A 26,288-nucleotide genomic window follows, 5' to 3' on the forward strand; every position below is an offset into this window, starting at 1 on the left:
ATGGCTCTTCGCTGCTTAAATTGAAGAATACCTATATAGTGTTAGAAATACGGGGGTTACTGAGTATATCTTCCAATCTTCTGAAACAGTGCTTCTAAGAGCAAACCTAAACCCATGCCTGTAAGTGTTCCTGCCCCTGCATGACCGGTAAATAAATCAATACCGATTCCAAGTATACAACCGCCAACGATCATAATAACTCCTATATAAAATTATGATTCCGTACCATTATAAAACCTTTATCTTTTCATAAAATTTAGTTTTATTTTATCATAAAACTAAGTTAAAGTTCCCTAATATTCCAACATTTACTTTAAAAAATCCCCTTTGGACTGATCAAATCCAAAGAGGAAAAATACCTTCTATACAATATATTATTGAGCAAAAAAATATCATGGAGAGTTAAATAACAATTATATACAGCTCCGCTTTCTATCTCCACCTAACATTTTCCATAATAAACCTGCTTTTTGGCATGGTGGGCATTCTGGACATGCTGTAGCTGAAATCCTGTTCAGGAACATCATACGATATTCTCTTTGCCAAAAACTCAAGACTTACCTTCATGAGTTCTATGGTAATCCATTCTCCCGCACATCGATGGCCGTCGTGATAATCCCCGCCTCCCTGCGGCACGAAATTAAATGGACTTCCATCCCATTCATGAAAACGTTCCGGCCAAAAAGTATTTGGGTTTTCCCATAAATCTGAACTGTGATTAATGCCGTGTACATCGAGCAGGACTAAGGTATCTTCCTTAATGGGAAAACCTTGCCACTCAAAGTCTTTTTTTGCGATTGCTCCCAAAAAAGGACCAAACGGGTAATAGCGCCGCACTTCCTGTGTAAACATCTGGCTGTATGTTTCACGCTTATCATTTTTAAGTTTTTCACGTGTTTCGGGAAAGTCATGCATAGCAAGTGCTCCAAACATCACATATCTTCCAATCGCGACAATTGGCCGCAATAAATTCAAAACTTCTACAGCCACAGTTTTTACATCGAGCAATGTATGATTGAGGTCTCTGTGCCAGGCTACTGCATGCAGCGGTTTGTCTTCCTCCACTTTCATTTCATTGCTGCGGACTTTTCCGATGATATCTTCTATCCATTTCTCGGCACGGTTCCTTGCCATACGCCCTTCCCAATGACGAGGACCTATAGCTCCAAAAGCATCAATCATTGCAGCCAAATCCTTCGTTCTTGTCATTACATTTTTTGCTTTCAGCGGGACACCTGCCCACTGACAGGCAGTAATACAAAATATTTTTTCTGCTTCATAAAGCAGTTCGATTCGGTCTTTATTTTGCCAGTCTTCTATAGCAATTTCCCACTGTTTCCCGGCAATTTGCCTTATTTCCTTTATGTTATCTGGTGTCATTTGGGACATAAACAGCGCTTTACGGTGTCTGTGTGCCGCCCCGTCCAGTCCCTGAACACCGCCTTGTCCAAAGAGACTTTCTTTTATCCGATTGGGTGCCACACCTTCTCTTTTAAATAATGTGTTATCATAAAAAATTTCCCCTGCTCCCGCTCCACTGATACAAATAACCTTCTGGCCTCCAAGCAGACGCGTCCGGAAAATGTTTGTATTAAATTTTTTCATTCTGTTCGGAATAAAATAGAAGCCCTCTTTCATTAATGCTAAACTATTATCCAACCCTTTTTCTACAGGTATTTTCTTCGCTGCAGTCATTGCAAATCTCCTTTACAATTCTTCTTAAAGATAGCTTACCCAGGGTTAACCAGGATCAAACAGAACATTTTTAAGGCTGCTTACTCTCACAAAGCTAAAATTTATTTACTGATCGGCAAAGCGAATTCATGGGAACTGTGCAATTTTCTAATAAGACAGCACTTTGGCACTCGTTGAATCATAACCGAGCTGAAGTAACGAATGAGAATTTTTCCGCCCCGTTCGTTAAATCATCCCTTCGATGAGCCAACGAATGAGGATATTTACGACCCGTTCGTTGAATCATTCCCGCAATGAAGTAACGAATGAGGATATTGCCGACCCGTTCGTTGAATCATCCCCGCGATGAGGCAACAAATGAGGATGGTTCCGACCCGTTCGTTGAATCATTCCCGTGATGAGGCAACGAATGAGGATATTTGAACCGCGTTCGTTAAATCATCCCCGTGATGAGCCAACGAATGAGGATATTTACGACCCGTTCGTTAAATCATTCCCGCGATGAGGCAACGGCAGGATTTTGTTTACGTTGCTTACCATCCTGCGAGACAAAGTTATTAATGACCGATTTCACACCAACTTGAGTAATCTATGAAAAATGCCCATTAAAAAAGCTGATCGGCACGGATCAGCTTTTCTCATTTATATACCTGCGATACTTTGTGCAATGTCAATTGTTCGTTTTGCCTGATGTTTTACTGCAGCTTCTACGTCTTCGATCATATTGCCATCCTGTCCTTGTGTCACACTGGTTCCATATGGATTGCCGCCGGCACTGTATAATACGTCATTAGTGTAGCCCGGTGGAACGATGATAGCGCCCCAATGTGCCATTGCTGTGTAGAGAGAAAGAATAGTAGCTTCCTGACCGCCATGCGGATTTCCTGCAGAAGACATGGCACTGACTACTTTATTTACTGTTTTACCAGCCCCCCATAATCCGCCCTGTGTATCAATGAACTGCTTCATTTGCGAAGGCATATTTCCAAAACGCGTCGGCATACTGAATATAATCGCATCAGCCCATTCAATATCATCAGCAGTTGCTTCAGGTACATCTTTTGTTTCTTCCACATGGGCTTTCCAGGCAGGATTGGATGCAATGGCTTCTGCAGGTGCGAGTTCTGCTGCTTTTACGACTCGCACGTCCGCTCCTGCTTCTTTTGCAGCTTCTTCTGCCCATCTTGCCATTTGGTAATTTGTTCCGGTTGAACTGTAATAGATAATCGCAAGTTTCACGTTTGCCATTTTCTTCATCTCCTTCTGTCTTTACTTTTAATACTGTTTCAATCACGGCAATTATATCCTTTTAAAGTATATTCGTTAAATTATCAGTCCTGCACTATCAGCCAATCCATCCCAACCACTGTCCCAATCCCAAATACAAGACTCCATAAACCGATGCTGACAGTCATCCATACTGTTGTCCAATATTTACTTGCTCCAAGAGACATACCTATGAGCACCGCCACATGGGTTCCCGTAACGAGCGGACCAAGGATTGATAACCCGGGGAGCCCGTATTTGTTCCATAGTTTTCTGCCCCGTTCCATTTTCGTATTGTTATTTCTATTCCTTTTTTGCTTTCTCCTTTTATACCATTCCTGGAACTTTTCAAAAGCTGCAATTAAAGGTATGACCGTAAGCATATTTCCTGTAAAAGCTAAAACGATCACCCAGAATGGGGATAACCCTGCTACAATTCCCAGTGGAATGACGAGTGCAATTTCCATCCAGGGAATCGCCGCTCCAAGAAATACCAAAAAATACTCCAACAGCGGCCACCTCCATTTTTCAGTCAACCTCTACAGTATAGCATTTTTTCATTGTTGCTCGCAGTTGTAAGCCCTGTAATTACATTATATAATGTAATAATAAGAGAAAAATAGAAAAGGATGAGAATATGGGAAAGCGAATTTTTTATTTCTTGCTGACTAATATTTTAGTTTTAGCTACGATTACGATTATCTTCACCCTCATCCCCGGGACTTGGAACTATGTACAGGATGGCGCTATCAACTTTGGAACTTTGCTTATTTTCAGTGCCGTGATCGGTTTTACCGGATCCTTTATTTCCTTGGGCTTATCCCGCTGGATGGCGAAGAGAATGATGGGTGTGCGTGTGATTGACCCCAATAATGCAGCTGGGCATGAAAGAGAAGTCGTGGAAAAAGTACACCGGCTTTCAAGGGCTGCCGGCTTAATGCATATGCCGGAAGTGGGGATTTACAATTCAAGGGAAGTAAATGCTTTTGCAACCGGACCGACGAAAAAACGTTCCCTTGTTGCCGTTTCCACCGGGTTACTGGAAGAAATGGATGATGACGCGGTAGAAGGTGTTATCGCCCACGAAGTTGCACACGTGGCGAACGGGGATATGGTAACCATGACACTGCTGCAGGGTGTTGTAAACACGTTTGTTGTTTTCCTTGCACGCATTGCTGCATTTGCCGTCTCCCGTTTTGTCAGAGAAGAACTGGCTCCCATTGTTCATTTTATAGCGATCATTTTCTTCCAGCTCGTGTTGTCGATTTTGGGAAGTCTCGTCGTATATGCATACTCCCGTCATCGTGAATACCATGCCGACCGCGGCGGGGCCGATTTGGCAGGAAAGGATAAAATGAAACACGCGCTTGAGTCACTGAAAAGCTACGCCAATCGTGTAAAACAGGAAGAGGATACTTCCATTGCCACATTAAAAATAAACGGCCGGAAAAAATCCAGTATTTTTTCTACACATCCGGATATTGACGAACGGATCCGTCGTTTAGCATAACATTGAAAAAAGCACTTTATGATCCACGCTGATCGTAAAGTGCTTTTAAAATGCATTATCTCAAGTAAATCACTTACTTTCTCTGCCAGAACACCTCTCGTTGCCGGTCCAATAATGTGATCAATAATTACGCCATTTCCGTCAACAATTATAGTTTCCAACTGCCAATTCTTCCCCCGGAATACTTGTGCATTTTAAAATTATAATGTTTTCCATGAATTCATTACTGACACTAATATATGTAAGTTAGCCCGGTGAATCTATTATTCTATCATCATTTCCACAAAACAAGGGTAAACTTCCGGCCATACAGAAGACATAACAGCTTTTTACATTCAAACTGCCGATAAAGTACTTTTTCCCTGTCCTTCCCAAGAAGCGTTTAACTTTTGCTCCATAAGTGTATTAGTAAAACATGGTTAATCATTTCATAAGGAGGACTTTGACAAATGGGAAACGACTTAACAAATTCATTTCAGGGCATGCTGGATACATTGATTTCCTTCATTCCCAACATTATTGCCGCATTGTTATTGCTATTGCTGGCCTGGATTATTGCTCTTGCAGTTAAAAATATTTTTACAAAGGTTTTGAAAAAGGCTGGAGCAGAGAAAGGCATGGTAAAGTCCCGGCTTGCAGTCAGTGAGGAGGATGCCGGGAGCAAACTCGATAATATCGGAAAGCTGCTTTACTTTTTGGTATTCATTTTGTTTTTGCCGCCGATATTAACACAACTGAACATGCAGCCTGCAGCCGACCCCATATCCAATATGATGGGAAAAATGCTGAACTTCATCCCAAATCTGCTGCTCGCAGCTATTATACTAGTAATCGGATATTTCGCGGCAAAAATTATAAAACGTCTCGTTTATTCACTCTTGCACACGTTAAATATTGACGGGTGGTTTCAGAAGTTCAGCGGCAGCGAACAGGCGGAGGATTTAACCAAACCTATTACAGATGAAGAAAGCACAGAATATAAAACCCGATCCGAACAAAAAGCAAAAGAAGCACGTAATGGGGATAAAGCACCACTTTCCAATGCGCTTGCCAATATTGTTTTTGTCATTGTACTGATTCCCATTCTCACTGTTGCACTAGAGACATTAAACGTCTCGTCTATTACGGAACCGATTATTTCTGTATTGAATATTACACTTTCCATGATTCCAAATATTTTTGTAGCGATTATTTTGCTGCTTGCCGGTTACTATTTGGCTAAATTTATTTCAGACTTACTGATTAAGCTGTTGGAAAGCACCGGAATTAATAACATGACGAAAGTATTGACTGTCAACCAGGCGGAAAAAGTAAGCCGAGTCAACCTGTCCCGCATTATCGGAAAGACCGTCCAGGTTATTATTATCGTATTTTTCGCTGTAGAAGCGTTAAATGTATTGCAACTGGGTGTGTTAAACAATATTGGCGCAGCCCTTATTGCTTACCTGCCGCTGGTTATAAGTGCATTGATCATTCTCGGATTAGGCTTTATTGGAGGAAATTTTCTCGGGAATTATATTGGCAAAACATCCGGAAACCGTTTCTTCGGTGAGTTGATTAAATATATTATCGTTGTATTTGCGGTTTTTATGACATTGGATCAGCTGAATTTTGCAGCAAGCATTGTTAATCTGGCATTCCTGTTTATGATCGCCGGGCTGTCCATCGCATTTGCTATTTCCTTTGGTGTTGGCGGAAGGGAATTTGCAAAACGTCAGCTGGAAAAATTTGAGATAAAGATGAAAAAAGAAAACAGTACAAATGATAAAGAAAACAACCAATCATTTTAGAAACTTACGGAATTAAAAATTGAAGTGCCCCTGGCCATCATTGGTACAGGGGCTGGGTTATTTTTACCCGGAATAAAATTCTCTTGCATAAGAGAGCTGCCTGCTATAAATACTAATATAAGTTCCAAGGGGAGCGATAGCTGTATGTATAATCATATTCTCAGGGAAAACAAACATCGAAACAGCCCCATGCCGGAAGGTCCTTGGGTGATGACGCAAAAATGGGAGGATTTATTATTCCTGAATTTCCCTGTCCCAATCGACACACTGCGTGCTCACATTCCAAGTGGACTTGATCTGGATACATACGAGGGACGAGCCTGGCTTACCGTGATTCCGTTTAGAATCACGGATATGCGCATGCGCCTGCTGCCGCCTTTTCCTTATATTCGAAAATTCCTTGAGCTGAATGTCCGCACTTATGTCAGGAAAGACGGCATCCCCGGCATTTACTTTTTCAGCCTGGACGCAAGCAAGCTGCTGCCAGTGCTTGGTGCACGAATGACGACACTCCCTTATTATTACGCAAAAATGAATATGAAGAAAGAGGGAGACTGGTTTCACTATTACAGTAAAAGAAGAAGCTTGGATCATCCAGTATTTAAAGGCAAGTACAGAGCAGTTTCTAAAGACTTTTACCCGGAAAGCGGCACGCTGAACTACTGGCTGACAGAACGCTATTATTTATGGACAAATGTGAAAAATATACTGCTTTCCGGTGGCATCCATCATCAGCCCTGGAAGATTGCAGAGGCAGATGCCCGGCTCGAGCAGGAGGAGTATCCGCCATTCCTGTCTAATACTAACAATGAAGAGGAGATGTTATTCCTATATGCATCTTCCATGAGGGTGCTTTTCTGGCCGTTTAAGAGAGTTAAATAGCTGCTATGGCGCCTGTTCTCTAAATATTTCAATTTTAAAACTCCAGCCAGGCGCACCCTGTTCAAAATCGAAACCGGCCCTAAAAAAAATGACCCGGCATATAACATTACAGCTTCAGCTTCATCCCTTCATGTGTTGCTTTAAAACCCAATTTTTCATAAAATCGCAAAGCATCATCTCTTTTTTTGTCTGTTGTAAGCTGTACCAAATGACAGCCTCGGGCTTGTGCCCGCCTGATCGCCCACTGTATAAGTTTCGTACCTACGCCTTTTCCACGAACAGATGACGATGTTCTCACTCCTTCAATCGTAGCCCTCCATCCTCCCTGATGTGTTATATAGGGTGTAAATGTGATCTGTTGAACGCCAATCACTTTATTTCCATAGCAAGCTACGACTAGTTCATTATTCGGGTCGGATTCAATCGCATTAAAGGCTTCTATATAACTGTTGGGAAGCGGCTGGCGATAATCCTCACGCTTGCTTCCCAATACATCATCCGAAAGCATTTCTACAATTCTGTCCAAATCCGCTGCTGTTGCATTTCTAAAAGTAATCTCCTTTTCCATGGATTCAACTCCCTTTGTTTTTTTGCACTCTATATTAATTTTAGCCAAAAATGCCAAGTACGCCTAATACATATTTATAATTACATTATATAAACAACTCCTATACTTCAAATCTTCTATAAACCTGAAGCTATATTAACTTATTTATCATTGCTGTATGTAGAGCTTAATGAATTAGGCATCAGTTCTGCTCATTCAAAATTTTGCAATTCGTCCTATTCCATTCACCGGACGATTCCCTAATTAAACATTCCTGATCCCCGTCTTTCATTCACCCGATTTTTGGTAGAAGTAAGTGATCAACACCGTTTGTATTGGCCGGCACACTATATTTATTAACGAGAAAACATTATGATAAAGAGAAGGGTTATCAAAAAAGGGATTCATAAATATAATTATATTTACACTTATATTGTGGACTGTCATATTTTTTCTTGGACTGCTTTCAAGTTAATCGGATTACACGATCTCTATCCGCTTACCTGCACTCCTTTATCATACTGTATAAAATTCAAGGCACATCCTGCAGATATAAAAGGGTGTGTTTTTTTAAACTTTTACATACAACTGCAATATTTAATCCGCAGCGACGTCTAATTAATATAAAAAAAGCCTGAAGCAAGGAGGCTGAGGCATGGATGAGGAGTTAATCACCTACTGGTTTGATGCATATGCTGATGATATTTACCGGTTTCTTATATACTACATGTCCACTCCGGACGTAGAAGATCTGGTACAGGAAGTATTTATTAAAGCGATTGACCGGTATGATTCATTTCAGGGAAATGGCAGTCCAAAAACATGGCTGATCACCATAGCCCGGAACCTGGCAATAGATGAGGCACGCAGGAAAAAGCGGCAGGATTGGCGGAGACTGATTAAAACATATGAATTTAAAACCCAGGATTCACCGGAAAAAACACAGTTAGCCAATGATATGAAACTGCAATTGCATCAAGCTATTTTCAAATTAAAACAAAATTACCGGGACGTCATCATTTTGAGGGGTATTAAAGAATTATCCGTCGCAGAAACAGGAGAAATTTTAAAATGGAGCGATAAAAAGGTATCTTTGACCTTTCATCGGGCGTTAAAAGCATTGAAGAAAAAGATAGAGGAGGGAGAATGTGAAATACAATGAAGACGAACTGCAAAAGGAGCTAAAAGAATTGAAAATTTCCGGTTCCATCAACCAGCATAAAAAAGAATCAATGAAATGGACAATTAAAGAGCATGCAAGGAAAAAGCGCAGGCGCAGAAAATATAAGCAAGTAATTGTCTGGGCTTCCACAGCTGCAGCTTTATTCCTTGCCTGTATTGTCCTGTTTCATATGATTGACAACAACCAATCCGTGCTCCCGGCAGATGACCATGGTGAAACTGAACACGAAAACAGCATCCATCATAAACAGTCTGCTGATACCTCTGAAGAAATGACATTATCGGTACATGAAGGAGAAACTGAAAAGAAAACCATTCCAATCGAAGGGATGGAAGAGGAAGTGACTGTTACAAACTATGTGATTGAACCATATGGAATTCATTATCAAATGGAGGAATTCCTGAATAATTATCAGGTAGAGGATGATGCGGTCAAATATAGTACGGAAGCGGAAAATGCATGGATCAGATTGGAAGTCGCAGAGAATACCATACTGGATAAAGTTATTTCCGATATGGAAACTCAATACACCGCTGACTTTTTCTACAAGGAAGAACCAACGGGGACATCGCAGGAGGAAAATCAGTATGAAGGAATCACCCAGCATTTTTCAGACCCTCCACAGGGATATTACGCTTACCAGATCGGGGAAAATGTTTTAATTATTCAATATGAATATACCATAGAAGCCGGCGATGGAATGGGACCGAGGCTTCAAGCTTTAAGAAAATCCATTAAGTAACGGCCGTAAAATATAGCAGGCTTTCATCATTAAAAAGGGTGAAGGTCTTGTTTTTTAAATACAGATTTCCGCCGGGAAATACCGATACCATAACTTGTGTTTTCAACCATACTGCTTAACTCTCTCCTTCCCGTTCACCTTCCTTTTTTCGAAGCATCGGCCCCAATTCATCCTCCACTGTGGAATCTGACACTTTTACACCTGAACGATAAGCAGCCCTGACGATAATATGACCGGCAGTGGGGGCAGTAATAAATACAAAAAGAATACCAAGTATCAGCCGAACACTTATATAACCTTCCGCTATCCAAAAATACATAAATACACCGGTTAATGTCACCAGTACAGCCAAGGTTGTACTTTTTGTTCCTGCATGATTTCGTGTATATATATCAGGAAAACGCATTAACCCGAGGGCACTCAGTACACTTAACACCCCGCCGCCAAAAATGAATATAGCTGCGATTATTTCAAGAATCCCGTTTCCGTTCAATGATCACACCTCTTTCCAAATACCGTGCAAAAGCGATGGTACTAATAAAAGCAAGAATTCCCAGGATAAGGATGACATCAAGAAATGCTGTGGTTGACAGCATCACAGAAATAATGGCAATACAGGAAATTAGATTTACCCCTATAATATCCAAAGCAAGCACCCGATCCGGCAATGTCGGCCCAATAATCATCCGAATCACTGCTACCGCAATGGCAATTCCGTATAATGCAAGCCCGCCAACAACAAGGTATTCTATCATTACCTGAGCACCTCCATAATAGCTCTTTCAAATTTGGCCAGGGAACGCAATAAATTTTCCCGGGACTCCGCTATATCCATCGCATGAACGTAGAATGCATCCCCTTCAGGCGTCACTTCCATCACAACAGAGCCGGGCGTTAATGTAAGCAGTAAAGCTAAGAGAGAAACTTCCCACTCCCCCCTTAACTCTGTTTTATAATAAAAAATTCCGGGCTTAATCGTAACTTCCTTTTTGACAATATGTTTAATAACAAACACACTGGACGAGCTCAGCTCCCGAATGAAAATGAGAATAAGCTTTAGTAATGCAAAAAAGCGGCGCAAATAGAATTGCGTGCCAAAAAATCGGTGCATGATAAATACAATTATTATACCAACCAGATATCCGGCAAAAAAGGTGGAAAAACGCAGTTCATCTTCATCATTCAATAACATCCATAAAAAAGCGATGAACAGGTTTGTCAAGAATTGAGCAGGCATTCCACATTCACCTCCTGTTCTTAATTATCGTTCATTACTGCATCAATATAAATATCCGGGTTGAGCAGGACATTTGCAGCATCTGAGGCATATACGGCAATAGATTCCACACCGAGACCCAGTGCAATGGTACCTAAGGTAAAAACGACCAAAGGAACAAGCCTTCCTTTTTTTAGCGGAATCTCATCTTCCTCACTAATAATCGTTTCTCCCCAAAAGGCATTTAAAAAGATACGGAGCAGCGAATAAAGCACGGCCAGGCTGGAAAGAAAGGCAAGTGCCAGCAATAAATATGATCCTGTTTCCGCAGCCCCTTGACCAACGAGCACTTTACCGAGAAACCCGCTGAGTGGCGGAACGCCGGCCAGGGAAAGCATCGTAATGAAAAATATCCAGCCAAGCATAGGATAATTTCGGATAAGCCCGCTCATGTTCTCTATTCTTGCTGTACCTGTCAGGTAAATCATTGTTCCACCGGTTAAGAATAGCAGTGCTTTAATAATTATGTCATGGACTAAGTAAATAACAGCACCTTCCACAGCAGCAGGTGTCAGCACCGCAAGTCCGACAAGAATAAACCCCACAGCAATAACCACATTGTAAGTAATAACCCTTCGTATGTCGTTATAAGCAATCGCTCCAATACTTCCGCCAATGAGAGTGACTCCCGCCATAATACCAATTAATGTATGGGTAATAGCCGGCTCATGGTAAAATACCAGCGTAAACATCCGGTACAGGGCATAAATTCCCACTTTCGTCAGAAGCGCACCAAACAAAGCACCAATCACAGCAGGGGGCGCACTGTAGGATCCCGGCAGCCATTGATAAAGCACGAGACCAGCTTTCAGACTAAAGACTATTAGAAAAAGAATGCTGATAACTGTAAGAATGGGAGTTTGGCCGCTTTCTGCTATCCGCTGTGAAATATGGGCTAGATTTAATGTCCCCACTGTTCCGTATAAATAAGCGATAGCAATAAGAAACATCCATGAAGAAACAACATTGATTGTCATGTAAATAATGCCATGCTTCAGCTGCATTTTAGAGCCGCCAAGGGAAACCAGTGCGTAAGATGATAAAAGCATTACTTCAAAAAAGACAAAGAGGTTGAAAAGATCCCCTGTTAAAAAGGAACCGATGACACCGGCCACAAGGAAATTAACGAGCGGGTAAAAATACATTTTCTCACGCGCTGCATCCAGAGAATGAAAAGCATATAACAGAATAATTGCCGTCACGATACTCGCCGTCAACACGAGCAATAAAGAAAAGGAATCCCCAACGAATAAAATGCCAAACGGCGGCTCCCAGCCTCCAAAATCAAGACGAAGAATACCATCTTTTTGAATTTTTTGCAGTATATATAGGCTGATCCCTGTGTTTACAGCCATTACACCAAATGTCACCCAGCGCTGCAGTTTAATAAATGGGCGCAAAAAGATCAGTATAACACCTGTAATCAAAGGAAGTACCATAGGAAATACAAGTATATTATTCATCTTTTATACCTCTCAATATATCAAGGTTGTCCGTATTCGTTTCCTGATACGCCCTGTATGCTATCACCAGGAAGAAAGAAGTGACACCAAAACTGATCACGATAGCCGTTAAAATGAGCGCCTGGGGAAGTGCATCTGTATAAGTCGCAGCCTCTTCTCCAAGCAAGGGGGAACTTCCCTCTTTTAAACCGCCCATTGTCATAATGAGTAAATGTGCCGCATGAGAAAAGATGGATGTTCCAAGAATCACCCTTATTAAATTTTTGGAAAGAACCAGGTACGTAGCGACAGATACAAGCACACCTGCCAGGATGATAATGATTGTTTCCATAAGCTACACATCCTCACTAATACTCAATATGATCGTTACCACGGTGCCCACCACGGCAAGCGCCACACCTGCTTCAAAAACGGTGACCGTGGCAAGCTCTGTCTGCCCTAATATGGGCAAATCGAAATAGTCAAAGGCCTGTGACAGAAACGACGCTCCAAAAAAGACGGCTCCCAGTCCTGATGCTGCGGCAATAAAAGCACCTAAAGCTGCAACCAATTTAAAATCAAAAGGAATTCCCTTTTGTACTGTTTCAATATCAAAGGCTAAATACAGCAGCACAAAAGCAGATGCCAGCACAAGTCCGCCAACAAATCCGCCCCCCGGACTGTGGTGGCCGGATAGAAATAAATATATTGCAAGCGTTAAGATTATAAATACAACTATTTTTGTAACAGCATGTAAAATAACATCATTGATCTTCAATTTTTCTCCCGCCTTTCCTGCTTTTCAGCTTAATGAGAGAAAATACGCCCATACCGGCAATTACCAGCACAAAAACCTCCAGCATCGTATCAAATGCACGGAAATCACCCAGAATGGCATTCACTATATTCATCCCGCCGGCAAGTTCATAAGCATCTTCAAAATAACGGGAAATGGACTCAAACAGCTGTCCATGCTGTACGCCTAAAGCAATTAATATAAACACCAGTCCCGTCCCAACGGAAATAATAATATTTGTCATCTTTGTCCGTCCATCATGCTCTTCCTTTTTCCATTCCGGAAGAAAATAAAAACAAGCCAGGAAGAGGACAGTTGTAATCGTTTCAACGACAAGCTGTGTCAGCGCAAGATCAGGCGCCCGGAATATGACAAAGAAAACCGCAATGGCAAAACCTAATACGCCATAAAGCAAAACTGCGGCCAGCCGGGATTTTACAAATAAAATAGAAATACCTGCACCCAGCATAATAACGACCATAATAAGCTCAAACATGCTAACCGGAACATCATTTGATACATCGAACGTAAAGGCACCAGTATAAATTAACGTAATACCGGCTGCGCCAATAAAAAACAGAAATATATATGTTAAATAATCCCGTAAATACCCCGTCATGTACATGTTGGTAATATTGGTTGTACGGTTTTCGATAAATAATAATGCATTATCATACAGCCTGTTAAAAGAAAACCTTCTTGGGAATAAGCGGAAAATTCCTTTCCAATATTTCAGTAAAAGATATAAAACGATACCGGTTATTATAATCCCAATCGTCATCCATAGTTCTGTATTAAAGCCATGCCATTGTTCTATCTCGACTCCGAGATCCACGTTGGGACCGAATCCCGGGTAAATACTGCTCATTGCAGGGGAAAGAACATAATTTCCAAGAATATTCGGGAAGAAGAAGATGACTACTACCAGCACAGCCAAAATGATTGGCGGAATAAGCATACCCATTTTTGGTTCATCCGCTTGATGTTCCAATTTTTCTTCCTTATATTTCCCGAAAAATGTTTTAAACACAATAATCATACTGTAGACAAACGTAAATACACTGGCAACCCAGGCAATCACAGGCAGCATTGCACCTATATTTTCCAGTGAAAAAATATTCAGCTTACTGATATTCAACACGGCGGTTAAAAACATTTCTTTACTTAGAAAACCATTAAATAACGGCACACCAGCCATGGAAAAACTGCCGATTAATGTAATCGTAAAAGAAATTGGCATAAAGCTGATCAGTCCGCCCAGCCTGCGGATATCCCTTGTCCCTACTTCATGGTCGACAATTCCGATGACCATAAACAAGGCACCTTTAAATGTGGAATGATTGACGAGATGGAATAAAGCTGCAAACGTGGCTTGTGTATATACCACCGATTCAGCACTATAACCGAAATATAATGCAGCCGAGCCCATGCCGAATAAACTCATGATCAGCCCCAGCTGACTCACCGTGGAATAGGCTAGCAGAGCCTTCAAATCAGTTTGCCGGATGGCATTGAATGAAGCCCAGATCATGGTGATAAACCCAACACCGGTAATAATCCAGAACCAAATCTCTCCTCCGCCGAAAACAGGGGTAAAGCGGGCAACCAGATAAATACCCGCCTTTACCATTGTAGCTGAGTGAAGATATGCACTGACCGGCGTCGGTGCTTCCATGGCATCAGGAAGCCAAATATGGAACGGAAACTGTGCTGATTTTGTAAAAGCGCCAAGCAATACCAAAGCCATGGCAGGTATAAATAGTGCATGGGCACTTATATCATCGACAGAAGCAATTATTTCACGAATGCTAAAGGTGCCTGTCATTACATAGAGCATGATGAAACCGGCTAACATGGCAAAACCGCCGCCGACAGTGATAAGAAAAGACTTCTGCGCTCCATATCTGGACTGTTTTCTGTGATACCAGAAAGCAATCAGTAAAAAGGAGGAGATACTCGTCATTTCCCAGAAAAGGTAAAGGACCATTATATTATCAGAAAACACTACGCCAAGCATTCCGCCCATAAATATTAATAAGTATACATAGAAATGATACAGCATTTCATCATGATCCAAATAATAAATAGAGTAAATGACGACCAGCGCACCGACACCAGTAATCAATAAACCAAAAATCATACTCAGACCATCGAGATACGATGTGAAATTAATACCTATGGAAGGAATCCAGTTCCACGTATGTACGATTGTATTACCTTCTGCCATGGAGGGAATAAAACTTGCCAGATAGACGAACAGGGCAGCCGGAACAATGAACACGACCCAGCCTATATAGGAACGTGATACTTTTTTATGAACAAGGGGGATAATAAGAGCTGCTATAAAAGGAATCATTATAGCCAGGTTCACCGTGAACAAGACAACACCTCCGTTTTAAAACCGCACGAGCTTTTACACTGATAGATGATATATTTTCATATTGATACTTTACTTTTCCCATTTGCTTCGAACCTAATCCGAAAAACATGCATGAAGAAAGCAGTCCATATTCCGCAAAAGAAATGGAACGCTTGCATAGCTGTTACAAAAGGAATCTTCAGAAAATACGGCTGGCCGCCGGGTGTTTATGGCGAGTCCTGATTGACTTATACAGGCAATAAAAATTCTGCCCAAAATCAGAGGATAAATCAGCATGGTAAATCATACTGGTTAACAACAATGAAAGGTATCGCATATAAATACTATGCAGATGTGGCAGTCCGTATAAAATGCGATAATTCAACACTTACCATGTTTGAGGTGTAGACATAAGTGGTACCCTTCGTAAGAAAGCGGCTGCCGCTGCAGGGGTTCCCAAAGTGTATTTACTTTCCTTGGAAACCTTTATACTTTGGAGTGCAAGCCTGCATCCTTATGCCGACAAAGAAATAAGCGTATTTTGTTTCTCTGCCATTATCATAAAATAACGCAATTAATAAAGAAATGGCAGGTCTTTAATTTAATATTTATTTCTATGTTAATGTTTTTCGAATTAGGTAATACTAATAAAAATCCAGTTTGCTGTATTTTCCAATTACAGAAATATATTAGACAGGATGATACAACGTAATTATACATGAAATGAATATCCACTGCACTTCAGATGTTTTATTTTTTCAAACAAAGAGGCTTTTTTAATGGTATTTTCACGGCAGAAAACGCCTTCATTTACTATTAGAGCGGTTTTTTTAAATTTTATATGGAAAAATTTCATTTTTTGGCTTATGCTATATTGAAAGATCTCGCTTTTTCCGTTAGAATATATACGTTTTAGAAGATTATAGGACGACAAAGGTGGGTGTATCATGAAGAAAATCAGGGGCCGTATGGATGAAGCCATTCTCGTTTGTGTTTATTATGGACCCAACGGGGAGAGATTGATCAAACGCGGTCATAAGTTGGCAAATATGCTTGATTGCCCTTATTATATCTTAACGGTGGATCCTCTTCCTTACGATGAATTTGATGAGGAAAAATCCAGATATGTGGATCGCTGGAAGGAGCTGGCTGATGAGCTGGACGCAGAAGAGTTCATTTTAAGGGATAATGAAAGTAAATCTTCTGTCAAAGCCATTAAAGAAGTTGCACACAAGCATAACATCACGCAGGTCATTATTGGCCAGTCCCCGCAAAACAGGTGGGAAGAAATTACAAAAGGGTCATTTGTCAATGTGCTTCTTCGTGAGCTTACGTATATCGATATTCATATTGTTTCCTTCGACAGAAATGTAAGAAACAATGATGAAGATACTGAATACGAAAGAGGAGTCCGTGCTTTTCTGAAGCAAGATAAAAACGGAGAATATAAACTCACTTTTGCACGTTCACACGAAAACCGCTATGAAGGAATTTTTTACAAGGACATCGGGACCGATTTTAATAACGGTGTTTTTAAATTTATTTATGATGGAAAAAACTGTCAGCTTCATATTACCGAAGATAAAGTAACTACGAAAATTAAGCAGCCGCCTAATTTAAGGTAGGTTTAACTAAAATAGAGGTGTCCCGGAAAATGCGGTAAAACGGCTTTAGCCCCCGGCTAAGCCGTTTTACCGTTTCAGATTAAAATTTCATAATGAATCTCAGGCAAGAACGTCAAGGGGATATATGACAAATGTCATGGATTGTATTTTTTATGAAATGTAAAAGAGCAGACTCCAAAGCCTGCTCCTTGTCTTAACTCTCTTCTGTCTTATGATGATGCAGCGGGGGTGGAACCAGCCATCCCTTTTCCTTGTTGAGCTGAAGAAACTTTGTTCCCAATGCTGCCTTTTGCGTATGAAATTGGCCGTACAGCATTCCAATGTCCTCCCGGATCGACTGTCCCATTATGGTACTGCATGTAACCAGCCCGGCTGCCAATTCGGCAGATATTGATGCTGCAATTTCCTGGTCCATAAAGCGGGCACCTGCAGGGATATCTTCCAGTTGCGCTTGTGGCCGTTCCGGAGGTGTTGGCGGCAATCCGACACCATTTTCCTGCAGCAGCTTTTTAATTTCACCGACATGCTGCTGCCCCTGTTGGATAGTTTCTTTTATCAGTTTCTTCAGATCCTCGTCACCCGCATGATTATGTAGCGTCTGGTGTCCGGCAATGGCTGCCTCCGTTGCCATTAAAGAGGACCAGATGCTATATACTTCTCCATAATGCATCGGTTCATCAGTTGGGTTTCCACTTAAAATTCCCATTGTAAGCCTCCTAATCAGATTCATATTGATAGTCACCCTTCATCTTTCCACAAACTTATATTTCCTCGGTGACAGACTTTTATGCATACTAATAAAGAGGCTATTGCTTTCCAAATAAAATATTCGACAAAATTCCAGTCACTGAAAGTGTCCATTTTTTAGGATACCATTGTTTTTTCAGTTGAAGAATCAATAAATCTAAAGTACGGAAGTATCAGCCCCAGTAAAGATACCATACAAATAATCGTTCCAATCAAAATATACAAAGATCTGATTCCCCAAAGCTCACTTAATATTCCTCCAGCCAGCACACCAATGGGCATCATTCCCCTCACGATTAACATACGGACAGAGAAAACTTTTCCCATGAGATGATTCGGTACAGCCTGCTGGGAAAGGGTCACATTATGTACATTAAATAAAGCCATCGCTATCCCGCCAATTATTTCTGTTAAGATCGCTATAATAATCGATTGGGTAAATCCCAGCGCCAGAAACGTTAATCCGCCTATTACCAAAGCGCCCAGCATGAGGATTCTGCGTGAACGAAGCCTTACTTTCCCAACAAGCAATGTACCAATGATATAGCCAAGAGGAAAGCCTGCCATAAAGTAACCATATATCGCATAGGACCCATTTAATTCTCCGGTAATATAAGGAAGGCTAATAACCATTGTCACCCCGACACCGAATTGAACAAAAGCAAGAAAAACACCCAGCCATACGATGACACGCTGATTGAAGAAATACCGTATCCCTTCTGCGAAATCTTTCGCCCATGGTTTGCGAACCTTGTGATCAATTCTTTTTTCCCGTACTGCCAGCAGTAAACATCCGATTGCCATAAATAATATACAAATAAGTATGTAAGTGATTTGCAGCCCGGTAAATTCAATTACCAGCCCTGCCATAAAAGGAGCCGTGAACATCATAAAACGAGCAATACCATCTACATAAGCATTCGCTGCAGGCAATTGCTCTTTCGTAACTATGGTCGGCAGGATTGCTTGATTAGCCGGAACATACAAAGGTGTAATTAATCCGGCAATGATCTGGACAGCATAAATATGCCAGGGCGCCACTGTTCCGGTCATATATGCAATGAGTGGAATAAGAAAAATAAGTCCCCGGCTCCAGAGCGCAATAATCATTATCCATTTTCTGCTCCATCTATCAATATATGGGCCGCTGAACAACTGCAGCATGAGTGATGGGAGAAAATATAGCAGCCACATACTGCCTAATGCCATCGTAGACCCGGTCACCTCATAGATAAGCAGTGAATTGCAAAACGTGCCAAATGCTCCTCCCAATTCTGAAGCAGCATTGCCAATCCACATAGATGCAAACGATCTATTTTTAAATACACTCATTTGTCCCCAACTTCCGATTTTTAGTTTCTGTGACTATGCTTGATGAAGATACAAATCCAATTCTTTTGCCAATGATTCAACTGCTTTCTTTTTCAAAACGTATACGGAGTCCTCTATCGTAACGAGCTGAGCCGATCGCAATAATTTTAAATGATGATGTATCGTTGACTTTCCCATATTCAATTGTTCTGTAATTTCTTGAAGCGTCCTGTCTCTTTCGTATAGCATTTTTACAATTCTCAGTCTTACTTCATCTCCCAAGGCTTTATGCTTTAATACCAGGAAGCTGCTTGGCAGATATTTATCTTCCGGTGAAACACTTGCATTGGAAACCGGATAATAGAATACTTTTGTATTCTCGATATCTGCGACAATATTCCATGGCCGGTATATGTAATGCGGTATTAATAAAACTTTATTTACACTGGGTTCGGGCGGATAGCTGACACCGGCTGTCGCCCATTCAACAAATGCTTCCGATTCCATTTTTTCTTTCATCTTTTGCTTTGTCTCTGCATCTGTCTGCAAAATCTTGTGAAGCTGATCCTGATTTGGCTTAATCACATTTTCATACCATCCTGTGATTACCTCTATTAAGTGATTTTTTAAATAATTTACTTCTGCATGGCAAATAAATGTGATGTAATCGGGAAAGAATGGATTATCTTTCGTTTGTTCTTTTAACTTATTGATTGCTTCTGAATTCCCTTTTGCTGCACTTTCTCTTTCAAATTGGAACGAATCACCAACGAAAGGGATGCAGATACATTTCAGTTTGTTTTCAGGGAGTTCTTTGATGAATAATCTAAATTCTTCCAATGTGGCAAAATCCTTTTCATGCAACAACTGAAGCAGCGCTTTCCATGTGTTATTTTCTTCTGCATATTCCAGATGGGCACGCAGTTCTTCCGGCAGAGCAGCCCTTGTTTCGTACCAATAATCCAACGGTTTCTCCAGGGAATCCAGCAGCTTTGTGTTCGTAATTGCAGCTATCCCTAAAGCAGCTTCCCATAAAACAGCGTATTTTATTTCCACTTTGTACGTTTCTCTTTTCCTGCTTGTTATACTTAATATATCCATGTTGGAACACCTCCACATTCAAATTCTATACTATTAGAATACTAAATTCAATAATTATAGAATAATTCTTTGGATAAAACCCGGATGGCGCCAGGTCATTACGGCAGGCCGAGTATTTAGGGCAGCTTCGGGACCAAAATACCAATCAAAATAAAATTTCAGACAAACGCTTATAGCAGCAGTATTTATAAGAAAAATAGAATTTTCTTATTGACAATTATATTTTTTGGGTATATGGTATTATTTAATAACTTAATACTCCGGAGTACAATTCTTATCCAGAGAGGTGGAGGGACTGGCCCTTTGAAGCCTCGGCAACGGACTTTTCCAGTACTGTGCCAATTCCAGTAGCTTTATGCTAGAAGATAAGAAGAGATGGTAACCTGATTTATGTATCCAGCCCTCTTCTTATCAATGGCATAAGAAGAGGTTTTTTCATGTTCTCAGCTCTTTCCTGTCTGCAGAAGGAAAGGGAAGGTTTCTTCCGCTAAGGCTGTGAACACCTCTTAAAATACATTGATGAGGTGAGCTCCATGACAACGGTAAAAACAGAAAATGAATTGTGGAAGGCAATAGCATTACTGAAAGAAAAAGAATGGGTCGATCTTACACATACATTCGGACCGGATTCTCCGCACTTTTCGGCTTTTGAAGATGCAGAATTTCATACGCTTTTCACACATGATGACGGCTTTTTTGCCCAGCGCTTCAACTTCCCCGGTCAATATGGGACACATATAGACGCACCGGTTCATTTTGTCCGAAACCAGCGTTACCTGGAGGAAGTGGAGTTAAAGGAAGTTGTGCTCCCGCTTGTCGTGATTGATAAGTCGAAGGAAGCAAAAGCAAATAATGATTTCATCCTTACTAAAGAAGACATCCTGCAATTTGAAAAAGAACATGGAAAAATAGAAGCAGGAACCTTTGTGGCATTGCGCACAGATTGGCATAAGCGCTGGCCGGACAAGGAAGCATTTGAAAATAAAGATGAGGAAGGACACAGCCACACCCCCGGCTGGGGAATAGATGCATTGAAGTTTTTATTTGAGGAAAGAAATATCAATGCGGTAGGACATGAAACCTTTGATACGGATGCAGCGGCTGATTTACGCAAAAACGGCTCCCTCATAGGCGAATACTATGTGCTGGAGCAGGATACATTCCAGGTTGAATTGCTCACTAATCTGGATCAGGTCCCTCCAAAAGGTGCTGTGATCTTTAATATTAGCCCAAAGCCGGAAAAAGCAAGTGGTTTCCCGGTACGTTCCTTTGCTATTTTACCGTAAGCCATTTGACAGATTAAGCAGTCTTAGAAAATAAAATCAGGGAGAGAAAATAAAATGACAAAAACAATTATACAAGCTCCATTCCGAGCAGATCATATAGGAAGCTTATTAAGACCGGCAAGCATTCATCAGGCAAGAAAAGATTTTAATGAAGGCAGCATTACTGCAAAAGATTTGCGTGTAATTGAAACCGAAGAAATTAAAAAAGTTGTCAATAAGCAAATTGAAGTTGGACTCAAGGCTGTAACCGATGGGGAAATCCGACGCAGATTCTGGCACACGGATTTTCTGGAACATTTAAACGGTGTAGAGGGTTACATACCGGAGCACGGGTTTCAATTTAACGGAGAGGAAACAGAAAGATACGATGTGCGTGTGAATGGAAAAATTTCTTTCAATCCTGATCATCCCCATGTAAAAGACTTTATTGAATTCAAAGAAATTGTCGGGGATCGCGCTGTCGCAAAACAAACCATTCCAAGTCCAAATCAGCTATTTAATGCCGGAATTCGCAACCTTGATATTTATCCGGATATTGAAGATTACGCCAATGATATTATCGAGGCCTACTGCGACGCCGTAAAGGCCTTTTATGATGCAGGCTGCCGCTACCTGCAGCTGGATGATGTGTATATTGCAGGGCTGAATGCACCGGAAATCCCATTCAATGACAGCGGCTATTCCCGGGAAGAATTAATCGACTTGGCACTTCGGGTAGCTAACGGAGTACTGGAAGATAAACCGGAAGATCTCACTGTAACCACCCATCTCTGCCGCGGCAATTACCGGTCGAACTGGGCATTTGAAGGCAGTTATGCAAAGATTGCCCCAACCCTGTTTGCCAAAGAAAAAGTGGACGGTTTCTTCCTGGAATACGACGACGACCGTTCCGGCGATTTCAAACCATTGGAATACATTCCAAATGGCGGGCCAAGAGTTGTTTTGGGTGTATTCACATCGAAACACGGGAAACTCGAAGACAAGGAAAACATTAAAGCCCGTGTAAAGGAAGCAGCAAAATATGTCCCGCTGGAGCAATTATGCATCAGTCCGCAATGCGGTTTTGCCTCAACACATCACGGAAATATTTTAACCGAGGAAGAACAATGGGCGAAGCTGAAATATATCGTGGATATTTCAAAGGAAATTTGGGGGTAAGGTTTTCAGCGAACAGCTTTTGATGGCTGTTCGCTTTTTTATGTGACAGTAATCTTGCTATTGTATTTAGTCCGATAACAAGGCCGCAAGAACAAATGTGCGCCCCTGAAATATGATTGTAACATGTCTATCATCTTATCGACATTTTCTAATGTTATACTACTGCTAGAGAAAATACATATTTATACCAATTAAATTTTTATATAAATGGTATCAAGGGGAAGTGTAGGGTGCAAATGAGAAAAGTCCTTGCAATGGCAACGGTAGTTCTTGTATTGATGGCTTCAAATTTCAGTATACAAACCAATGCGGATACAACGGACGAATTGAAGGATGTTCGTGATCAGCGTAAAATAATTGATGAAGACTTATCTGAAGCGGAAAGTAAAATTGCAGCTATTTTAGCAGAACTGGAAGCATTAAAATCAGAAATTGAACGAATAGAGGCAGAACGGATCGAGTACCAGGAAAGCGCGGATAAAACCGAGGATGAAATTGAGAATACGCTTGACGAAATTTCCCTTCTGGATGAGGAAATGGAAGAATTAGATAGAAAGATGGAAGAAAGAAATGAAATTTTAAAGAAACGGATGTCCTCTATTCAAAAATCCGGCGGGGCGATTACTTATCTGGAAGTGATCTTTGGCGCGAGCAGCTTCAGTGACTTTATTAATAGAGTGTCTGCGGTAAACAAGATCACCAATTCAGATGCTGCTTTATTGGAGCAGCAGAAGGAAGATAACCTGAAGAAACAGGAAAAGCAAATGCTTGTTTTTGATAAACTGGATGACTTAAATGCTTTCAAAGCGGAACAAGAAGAGATGAATGCACTTATGAGTCAACAATTAGCAAGCAGTGAAAAACAAAAAGAAGAATTGGAAAACAAGAAACAAGAATTGGATGCGTTGACAGATAAGCTGGAAATGGAATCCAGTGAACTTGCTTCCCTGGAAGGTGAAGTGAAACAGCGTATAGCTGAAGAAAAGAGACAAGCTGAGATTGCGGCGGAAAAAGAACAAAGAGCTGCCGAAACAGCTGTAACACAAGCCGCTTTTGAAAAGCCTAAGCAACCGAATGATAATAAGATAAAAACGGCGCAAAAAGAAGAAACAGATAAAGGGAAGCAGAAGAACAGCGACAATAAAACCTTTACCGTTACAGCAACAGCTTACACCGCAAAATGTGATGGCTGTTCCGGCGTCACGTCTACTGGTATCGATTTAAACAATAATCCTGACGCAAAAGTCATCGCAGTAGATCCAAGTGTCATCCCTTTGGGCAGTACAGTATATGTCGAAGGCTATGGGTATGCCACTGCAGAAGATACGGGCGGTGCCATTAAAGGAAATAAAATTGATGTCTTTGTACCAGATAAACAAGCTGCAGCCAAATGGGGAATTCGTACAGTGAAAGTAACAATTGTAAGGTGAAAATGAAAAGCACGGGAGCTTATTGATATGCACCCGTGCTTTTTTGCATGCATCACTGCATTTATTCTACCGCTGCAAATAGTCTTTTTGGAAAATACTCATATAACTGCATGATGATAACTGCCCTTGATAAAATATTCTTCCTTTAATACAGCTTCTGTTTTAAAACCTGCTTGCTCGTATAAATGTATTGCTTTTTCATTTGTTTCATCCACGATCAGATAAAGTTTATGGAGATTTAATATATTAAATGCATAGTCCATGGCAAGTTCCGTAGCCTTGCCTGAATATCCGCACCCCTGATGAGCAGGATCAATGATGATGGCAAATTCAGCTTTACGGTGAACGGGATCGATGGAAAAAAGTGCGACAAAACCCAGCTGCTCCTCATGCTTCTTTAAAATAAAGAAACGTATATGCTCATTATCTTTGTTCTTCATATATTTTTCTTCCAAATCCACTTTTGTCTGATAGGGCTCCTCAAACCAAAAAGACATGATATCCGGATTATTCATGAGACCGTGGATAAATTCCAAATCTTCTTTTTCCATTGCTTTTAACACCAATTGATCAGACATGTTGCATCCTCCGTATTAAAATGACCTTCTGTACTATCTATATAGATAACATAACTTTATTATTTACTATTAATCTAAACCAAAGCAAGAATGATCATATATCTGTAGACTATCAAAGACTGTCCCGGCGAAAACAGCTCCATCCATGGATAGTTTTACCGTAAAATCTCTTATTTACGATTTTAATAGACGAGTCTCCCATATACCAGCTTTATAACTTTTTTGTAAAACAAATAACACGATTGGCTTCAGTAAATCCCAATTTAAGATGCATTGCCAAGCTTTCTTTATTTTCCAGTTCACAGTCGCTGGCAAACTCACTGCATCCTTTTTGTTTTGCCCAATTCTCACAAAATCCGACTAAATTTTTGCCAATACCTTGTTTACGGAAGGCCTCTTTTACCTACAATCCCTCCAAATACCCCACAGGGCTGGAACTTGTCCCTTCCACATAATCATATCGCAGTTGGCATTGAGCAAACCCAATTGTATTATTATTATCATAGGCCAAAATTACAGCTGCTTCAGGCTGGATAATTAGTTGTTTCATGTCTTCTATTAATTCTTCTAAAGTGTGTCCGGGCCAGAGCATTAAAGCAAGATGTGCAGCTTCTTTTGATTCCTGCAATGTCGCCTCTCTCAGCATATGAAACCTCCTCGATTCGGACCTATTTGTGAACTACTTTAAACCGCTCACATACCACTGATATTTTATCATGAAATTCTCTGTTTATAGCATCCAACTCTTTCTTGAAAAAAGTTTCATGAACATCACGCCAGTACACTAACGAACGGTCCCCTTCCCCTTCCAGATAGGCATGTTCTTCGGTGACTTCATCAAAAGGCACAACTTCTACAGACGTGGTTTCCACGATAGCAACAGCTTTTCCCTCTCCATCCAGGATTATATTATAAAGACCAGCATACGGCAGCGGCTCATCTTCCAATTCGTATAGTATATAATTGGAAGCCGTTGCAGTTTTCTTTTCCTCCAGTACCAGTTTTGCAAGTTCATCCGCCATTTCTTTTGAATCGCCAAATGCCCACGCTTCATAATCTTTTGGCGCGTTTGGATTTATTTTTCTATAATCTTCCCATAATTGAATGACTGTTTTATCTTCCATGTGTTCTCCTGCTTTCTGTAGAAAATGATACTTGTATTCTTACATGATTCCTCCACATTTTACCTATGCAAAATATATTCTATCGAGGCTGAATTTGTACTCTTCTGAAAAAGTATGCGATAATAATAGAATTTTTTCCCAGGTAGGAAGTGGTCGGGGTTTTAGCCTTGATTACAACTGCGACAAACTTGGAAGTGGCTGTTATCGATATAACAGTGGTCATGTTATCGAAGCGTAAAAAAGGACTTTCCTTCTGACCGCAACAGAAGAAAGTCCAAAACTAAACCCGGAGAGGATTAATTTCCTCACCATTGCATTCTGCAAATTATTATATAATGAATATGCAAAATAAACAAGAATATGTTGTTGATGGATTGAGTCAAGTACTTGTGGGAGATTTTTAAAGTCCCTTATTTTGTATCGTTTAGTCCGTTCTTTGA

The 26,288-nt window shown here is 40.8% G+C and carries 25 protein-coding genes, 2 pseudogenes and 1 riboswitch; of the genes and pseudogenes, 9 read left to right on the forward strand and 18 right to left on the reverse strand.

From position 1 onward, the window contains the following. Nucleotides 1-56: 56 nt before the first annotated feature. The 4 genes from GHD25_RS11820 to GHD25_RS11835 form a co-directional block, all read right to left on the reverse strand. Entirely contained in the window at nucleotides 57-194 is a 138-nt protein-coding gene (locus GHD25_RS11820; protein ID WP_164217061.1) for a hypothetical protein, read from the reverse strand. Nucleotides 195-432: 238 nt separating this feature from the next. Continuing rightward, a complete protein-coding gene (locus GHD25_RS11825; protein ID WP_164217063.1) occupies nucleotides 433-1,695 on the reverse strand; it encodes a cytochrome P450 in 1,263 nt (420 codons plus the stop codon). Nucleotides 1,696-2,337: 642 nt separating this feature from the next. Beyond that, nucleotides 2,338-2,943 carry an NAD(P)H:quinone oxidoreductase gene (gene wrbA, locus GHD25_RS11830; RefSeq protein WP_164217065.1) on the reverse strand — a complete coding sequence of 202 codons (606 nt, stop codon included), beginning with the start codon at nucleotides 2,941-2,943 and terminating at the stop codon, nucleotides 2,338-2,340. Nucleotides 2,944-3,026: 83 nt separating this feature from the next. Continuing rightward, on the reverse strand, nucleotides 3,027-3,470 hold the full coding sequence (locus GHD25_RS11835) for a small multi-drug export protein (protein ID WP_346426786.1): 444 nt from the start codon (nucleotides 3,468-3,470) through the stop codon (nucleotides 3,027-3,029). A 128-nt stretch (nucleotides 3,471-3,598) separates the two neighbouring features. Here GHD25_RS11835 and htpX point away from each other — a divergent pair, with 128 nt between their 5' ends. The 3 genes from htpX to GHD25_RS11850 all read left to right on the forward strand — a co-directional run bounded on the left by htpX (nucleotide 3,599) and on the right by GHD25_RS11850 (nucleotide 7,143). Then, entirely contained in the window at nucleotides 3,599-4,471 is an 873-nt protein-coding gene (htpX, locus tag GHD25_RS11840; RefSeq protein ID WP_164217067.1) for a protease HtpX, read from the forward strand. A 449-nt stretch (nucleotides 4,472-4,920) separates the two neighbouring features. After that, nucleotides 4,921-6,261 carry a mechanosensitive ion channel gene (locus GHD25_RS11845; protein ID WP_164217069.1) on the forward strand — a complete coding sequence of 447 codons (1,341 nt, stop codon included), beginning with the start codon at nucleotides 4,921-4,923 and terminating at the stop codon, nucleotides 6,259-6,261. A gap of 144 nt (nucleotides 6,262-6,405) precedes the next feature. Further along, nucleotides 6,406-7,143, forward strand: coding sequence for a YqjF family protein (locus tag GHD25_RS11850; protein ID WP_164217071.1), 738 nt, complete (start codon nucleotides 6,406-6,408; stop codon nucleotides 7,141-7,143). A 106-nt stretch (nucleotides 7,144-7,249) separates the two neighbouring features. Here the strand turns inward: GHD25_RS11850 and GHD25_RS11855 are convergent, their stop codons facing one another. Beyond that, nucleotides 7,250-7,711: a GNAT family N-acetyltransferase gene (locus GHD25_RS11855; protein ID WP_164217073.1), complete on the reverse strand. Its 462-nt coding sequence runs from the start codon at nucleotides 7,709-7,711 to the stop codon at nucleotides 7,250-7,252. Nucleotides 7,712-8,345: 634 nt separating this feature from the next. On the opposite strand from GHD25_RS11855, the gene GHD25_RS11860 reads away from it, so the two are divergent. Both GHD25_RS11860 and GHD25_RS11865 read left to right on the forward strand, forming a co-directional pair. Continuing rightward, nucleotides 8,346-8,852 carry an RNA polymerase sigma factor gene (locus GHD25_RS11860; protein ID WP_164217074.1) on the forward strand — a complete coding sequence of 169 codons (507 nt, stop codon included), beginning with the start codon at nucleotides 8,346-8,348 and terminating at the stop codon, nucleotides 8,850-8,852. Further along, the gene (locus GHD25_RS11865; protein ID WP_164217076.1) at nucleotides 8,839-9,615 is read left to right on the forward strand and encodes a hypothetical protein; all 777 of its coding nucleotides are present in this window, start codon (nucleotides 8,839-8,841) and stop codon (nucleotides 9,613-9,615) included. The genes GHD25_RS11860 and GHD25_RS11865 overlap by 14 nt, the downstream gene beginning before the upstream one ends. A 115-nt stretch (nucleotides 9,616-9,730) precedes the next feature. On the opposite strand, the gene GHD25_RS11870 is transcribed toward GHD25_RS11865, so the two are convergent. The 7 genes from GHD25_RS11870 to GHD25_RS11900 are packed head-to-tail and all read right to left on the reverse strand — an operon-like array spanning nucleotide 9,731 to nucleotide 15,509. Further along, nucleotides 9,731-10,108 carry a Na+/H+ antiporter subunit G gene (locus GHD25_RS11870; RefSeq protein ID WP_164217078.1) on the reverse strand — a complete coding sequence of 126 codons (378 nt, stop codon included), beginning with the start codon at nucleotides 10,106-10,108 and terminating at the stop codon, nucleotides 9,731-9,733. Continuing rightward, entirely contained in the window at nucleotides 10,086-10,370 is a 285-nt protein-coding gene (locus tag GHD25_RS11875) for a Na(+)/H(+) antiporter subunit F1 (RefSeq protein WP_164217080.1), read from the reverse strand. The genes GHD25_RS11870 and GHD25_RS11875 overlap by 23 nt, the downstream gene beginning before the upstream one ends. Next, complete coding sequence (locus GHD25_RS11880; RefSeq protein WP_164217082.1) at nucleotides 10,370-10,852, reverse strand: Na+/H+ antiporter subunit E; 483 nt, start codon at nucleotides 10,850-10,852, stop codon at nucleotides 10,370-10,372. The genes GHD25_RS11875 and GHD25_RS11880 overlap by 1 nt, the downstream gene beginning before the upstream one ends. A 20-nt stretch (nucleotides 10,853-10,872) precedes the next feature. Next, nucleotides 10,873-12,354 carry a Na+/H+ antiporter subunit D gene (locus GHD25_RS11885; RefSeq protein ID WP_164217084.1) on the reverse strand — a complete coding sequence of 494 codons (1,482 nt, stop codon included), beginning with the start codon at nucleotides 12,352-12,354 and terminating at the stop codon, nucleotides 10,873-10,875. After that, nucleotides 12,347-12,685 carry a Na(+)/H(+) antiporter subunit C gene (locus tag GHD25_RS11890; protein WP_164217086.1) on the reverse strand — a complete coding sequence of 113 codons (339 nt, stop codon included), beginning with the start codon at nucleotides 12,683-12,685 and terminating at the stop codon, nucleotides 12,347-12,349. The genes GHD25_RS11885 and GHD25_RS11890 overlap by 8 nt, the downstream gene beginning before the upstream one ends. A gap of 3 nt (nucleotides 12,686-12,688) precedes the next feature. Further along, nucleotides 12,689-13,111 carry a Na(+)/H(+) antiporter subunit B gene (locus GHD25_RS11895; RefSeq protein WP_164217088.1) on the reverse strand — a complete coding sequence of 141 codons (423 nt, stop codon included), beginning with the start codon at nucleotides 13,109-13,111 and terminating at the stop codon, nucleotides 12,689-12,691. Continuing rightward, the gene (locus GHD25_RS11900) at nucleotides 13,098-15,509 is read right to left on the reverse strand and encodes a Na+/H+ antiporter subunit A (protein ID WP_164217090.1); all 2,412 of its coding nucleotides are present in this window, start codon (nucleotides 15,507-15,509) and stop codon (nucleotides 13,098-13,100) included. The genes GHD25_RS11895 and GHD25_RS11900 overlap by 14 nt, the downstream gene beginning before the upstream one ends. A 926-nt stretch (nucleotides 15,510-16,435) precedes the next feature. On the opposite strand from GHD25_RS11900, the gene GHD25_RS11905 reads away from it, so the two are divergent. Further along, nucleotides 16,436-17,113, forward strand: a complete 678-nt coding sequence (locus GHD25_RS11905; RefSeq protein ID WP_164217092.1) for an adenine nucleotide alpha hydrolase family protein — start codon at nucleotides 16,436-16,438, stop codon at nucleotides 17,111-17,113. 193 nt (nucleotides 17,114-17,306) lie between these two features. On the opposite strand, the gene GHD25_RS11910 is transcribed toward GHD25_RS11905, so the two are convergent. The 3 genes from GHD25_RS11910 to GHD25_RS11920 form a co-directional block, all read right to left on the reverse strand. Next, complete coding sequence (locus tag GHD25_RS11910; protein ID WP_164217094.1) at nucleotides 17,307-17,819, reverse strand: DUF3231 family protein; 513 nt, start codon at nucleotides 17,817-17,819, stop codon at nucleotides 17,307-17,309. A gap of 158 nt (nucleotides 17,820-17,977) precedes the next feature. Beyond that, on the reverse strand, nucleotides 17,978-19,192 hold the full coding sequence (locus tag GHD25_RS11915; protein ID WP_164217096.1) for an MFS transporter: 1,215 nt from the start codon (nucleotides 19,190-19,192) through the stop codon (nucleotides 17,978-17,980). A gap of 33 nt (nucleotides 19,193-19,225) precedes the next feature. Next, complete coding sequence (locus GHD25_RS11920) at nucleotides 19,226-20,272, reverse strand: ArsR/SmtB family transcription factor (protein WP_164217099.1); 1,047 nt, start codon at nucleotides 20,270-20,272, stop codon at nucleotides 19,226-19,228. A 271-nt stretch (nucleotides 20,273-20,543) separates the two neighbouring features. Then, a riboswitch (SAM riboswitch) is annotated at nucleotides 20,544-20,644 on the forward strand. A gap of 161 nt (nucleotides 20,645-20,805) precedes the next feature. On the opposite strand from GHD25_RS11920, the gene GHD25_RS11925 reads away from it, so the two are divergent. The 3 genes from GHD25_RS11925 (at nucleotide 20,806) to GHD25_RS20180 (ending at nucleotide 24,146) form a co-directional block, all read left to right on the forward strand. Further along, a complete protein-coding gene (locus tag GHD25_RS11925; RefSeq protein WP_164217101.1) occupies nucleotides 20,806-21,558 on the forward strand; it encodes a cyclase family protein in 753 nt (250 codons plus the stop codon). 54 nt (nucleotides 21,559-21,612) lie between these two features. Beyond that, a complete protein-coding gene (locus tag GHD25_RS11930) occupies nucleotides 21,613-22,716 on the forward strand; it encodes a 5-methyltetrahydropteroyltriglutamate--homocysteine S-methyltransferase (protein WP_164217103.1) in 1,104 nt (367 codons plus the stop codon). Between the two features lie 236 nt (nucleotides 22,717-22,952). After that, a complete protein-coding gene (locus GHD25_RS20180; protein ID WP_276207826.1) occupies nucleotides 22,953-24,146 on the forward strand; it encodes a PcsB-like coiled-coil domain-containing protein in 1,194 nt (397 codons plus the stop codon). A 66-nt stretch (nucleotides 24,147-24,212) separates the two neighbouring features. On the opposite strand, the pseudogene GHD25_RS11940 reads toward GHD25_RS20180, so the two are convergent. From GHD25_RS11940 to GHD25_RS11950, 3 genes and pseudogenes are all read right to left on the reverse strand, one after another. After that, nucleotides 24,213-24,724 (reverse strand): annotated as a pseudogene (locus GHD25_RS11940) (GNAT family N-acetyltransferase). 211 nt (nucleotides 24,725-24,935) lie between these two features. Beyond that, nucleotides 24,936-25,370: pseudogene (aac(6'), locus tag GHD25_RS11945) on the reverse strand (aminoglycoside 6'-N-acetyltransferase). Between the two features lie 22 nt (nucleotides 25,371-25,392). Continuing rightward, a complete protein-coding gene (locus tag GHD25_RS11950; RefSeq protein WP_164217108.1) occupies nucleotides 25,393-25,848 on the reverse strand; it encodes an ASCH domain-containing protein in 456 nt (151 codons plus the stop codon). Nucleotides 25,849-26,288 lie beyond the last annotated feature (440 nt).

The organism is Virgibacillus aidingensis (assembly GCF_010994035.1).
GTDB lineage: Bacteria > Bacillota > Bacilli > Bacillales > Amphibacillaceae > Virgibacillus_N.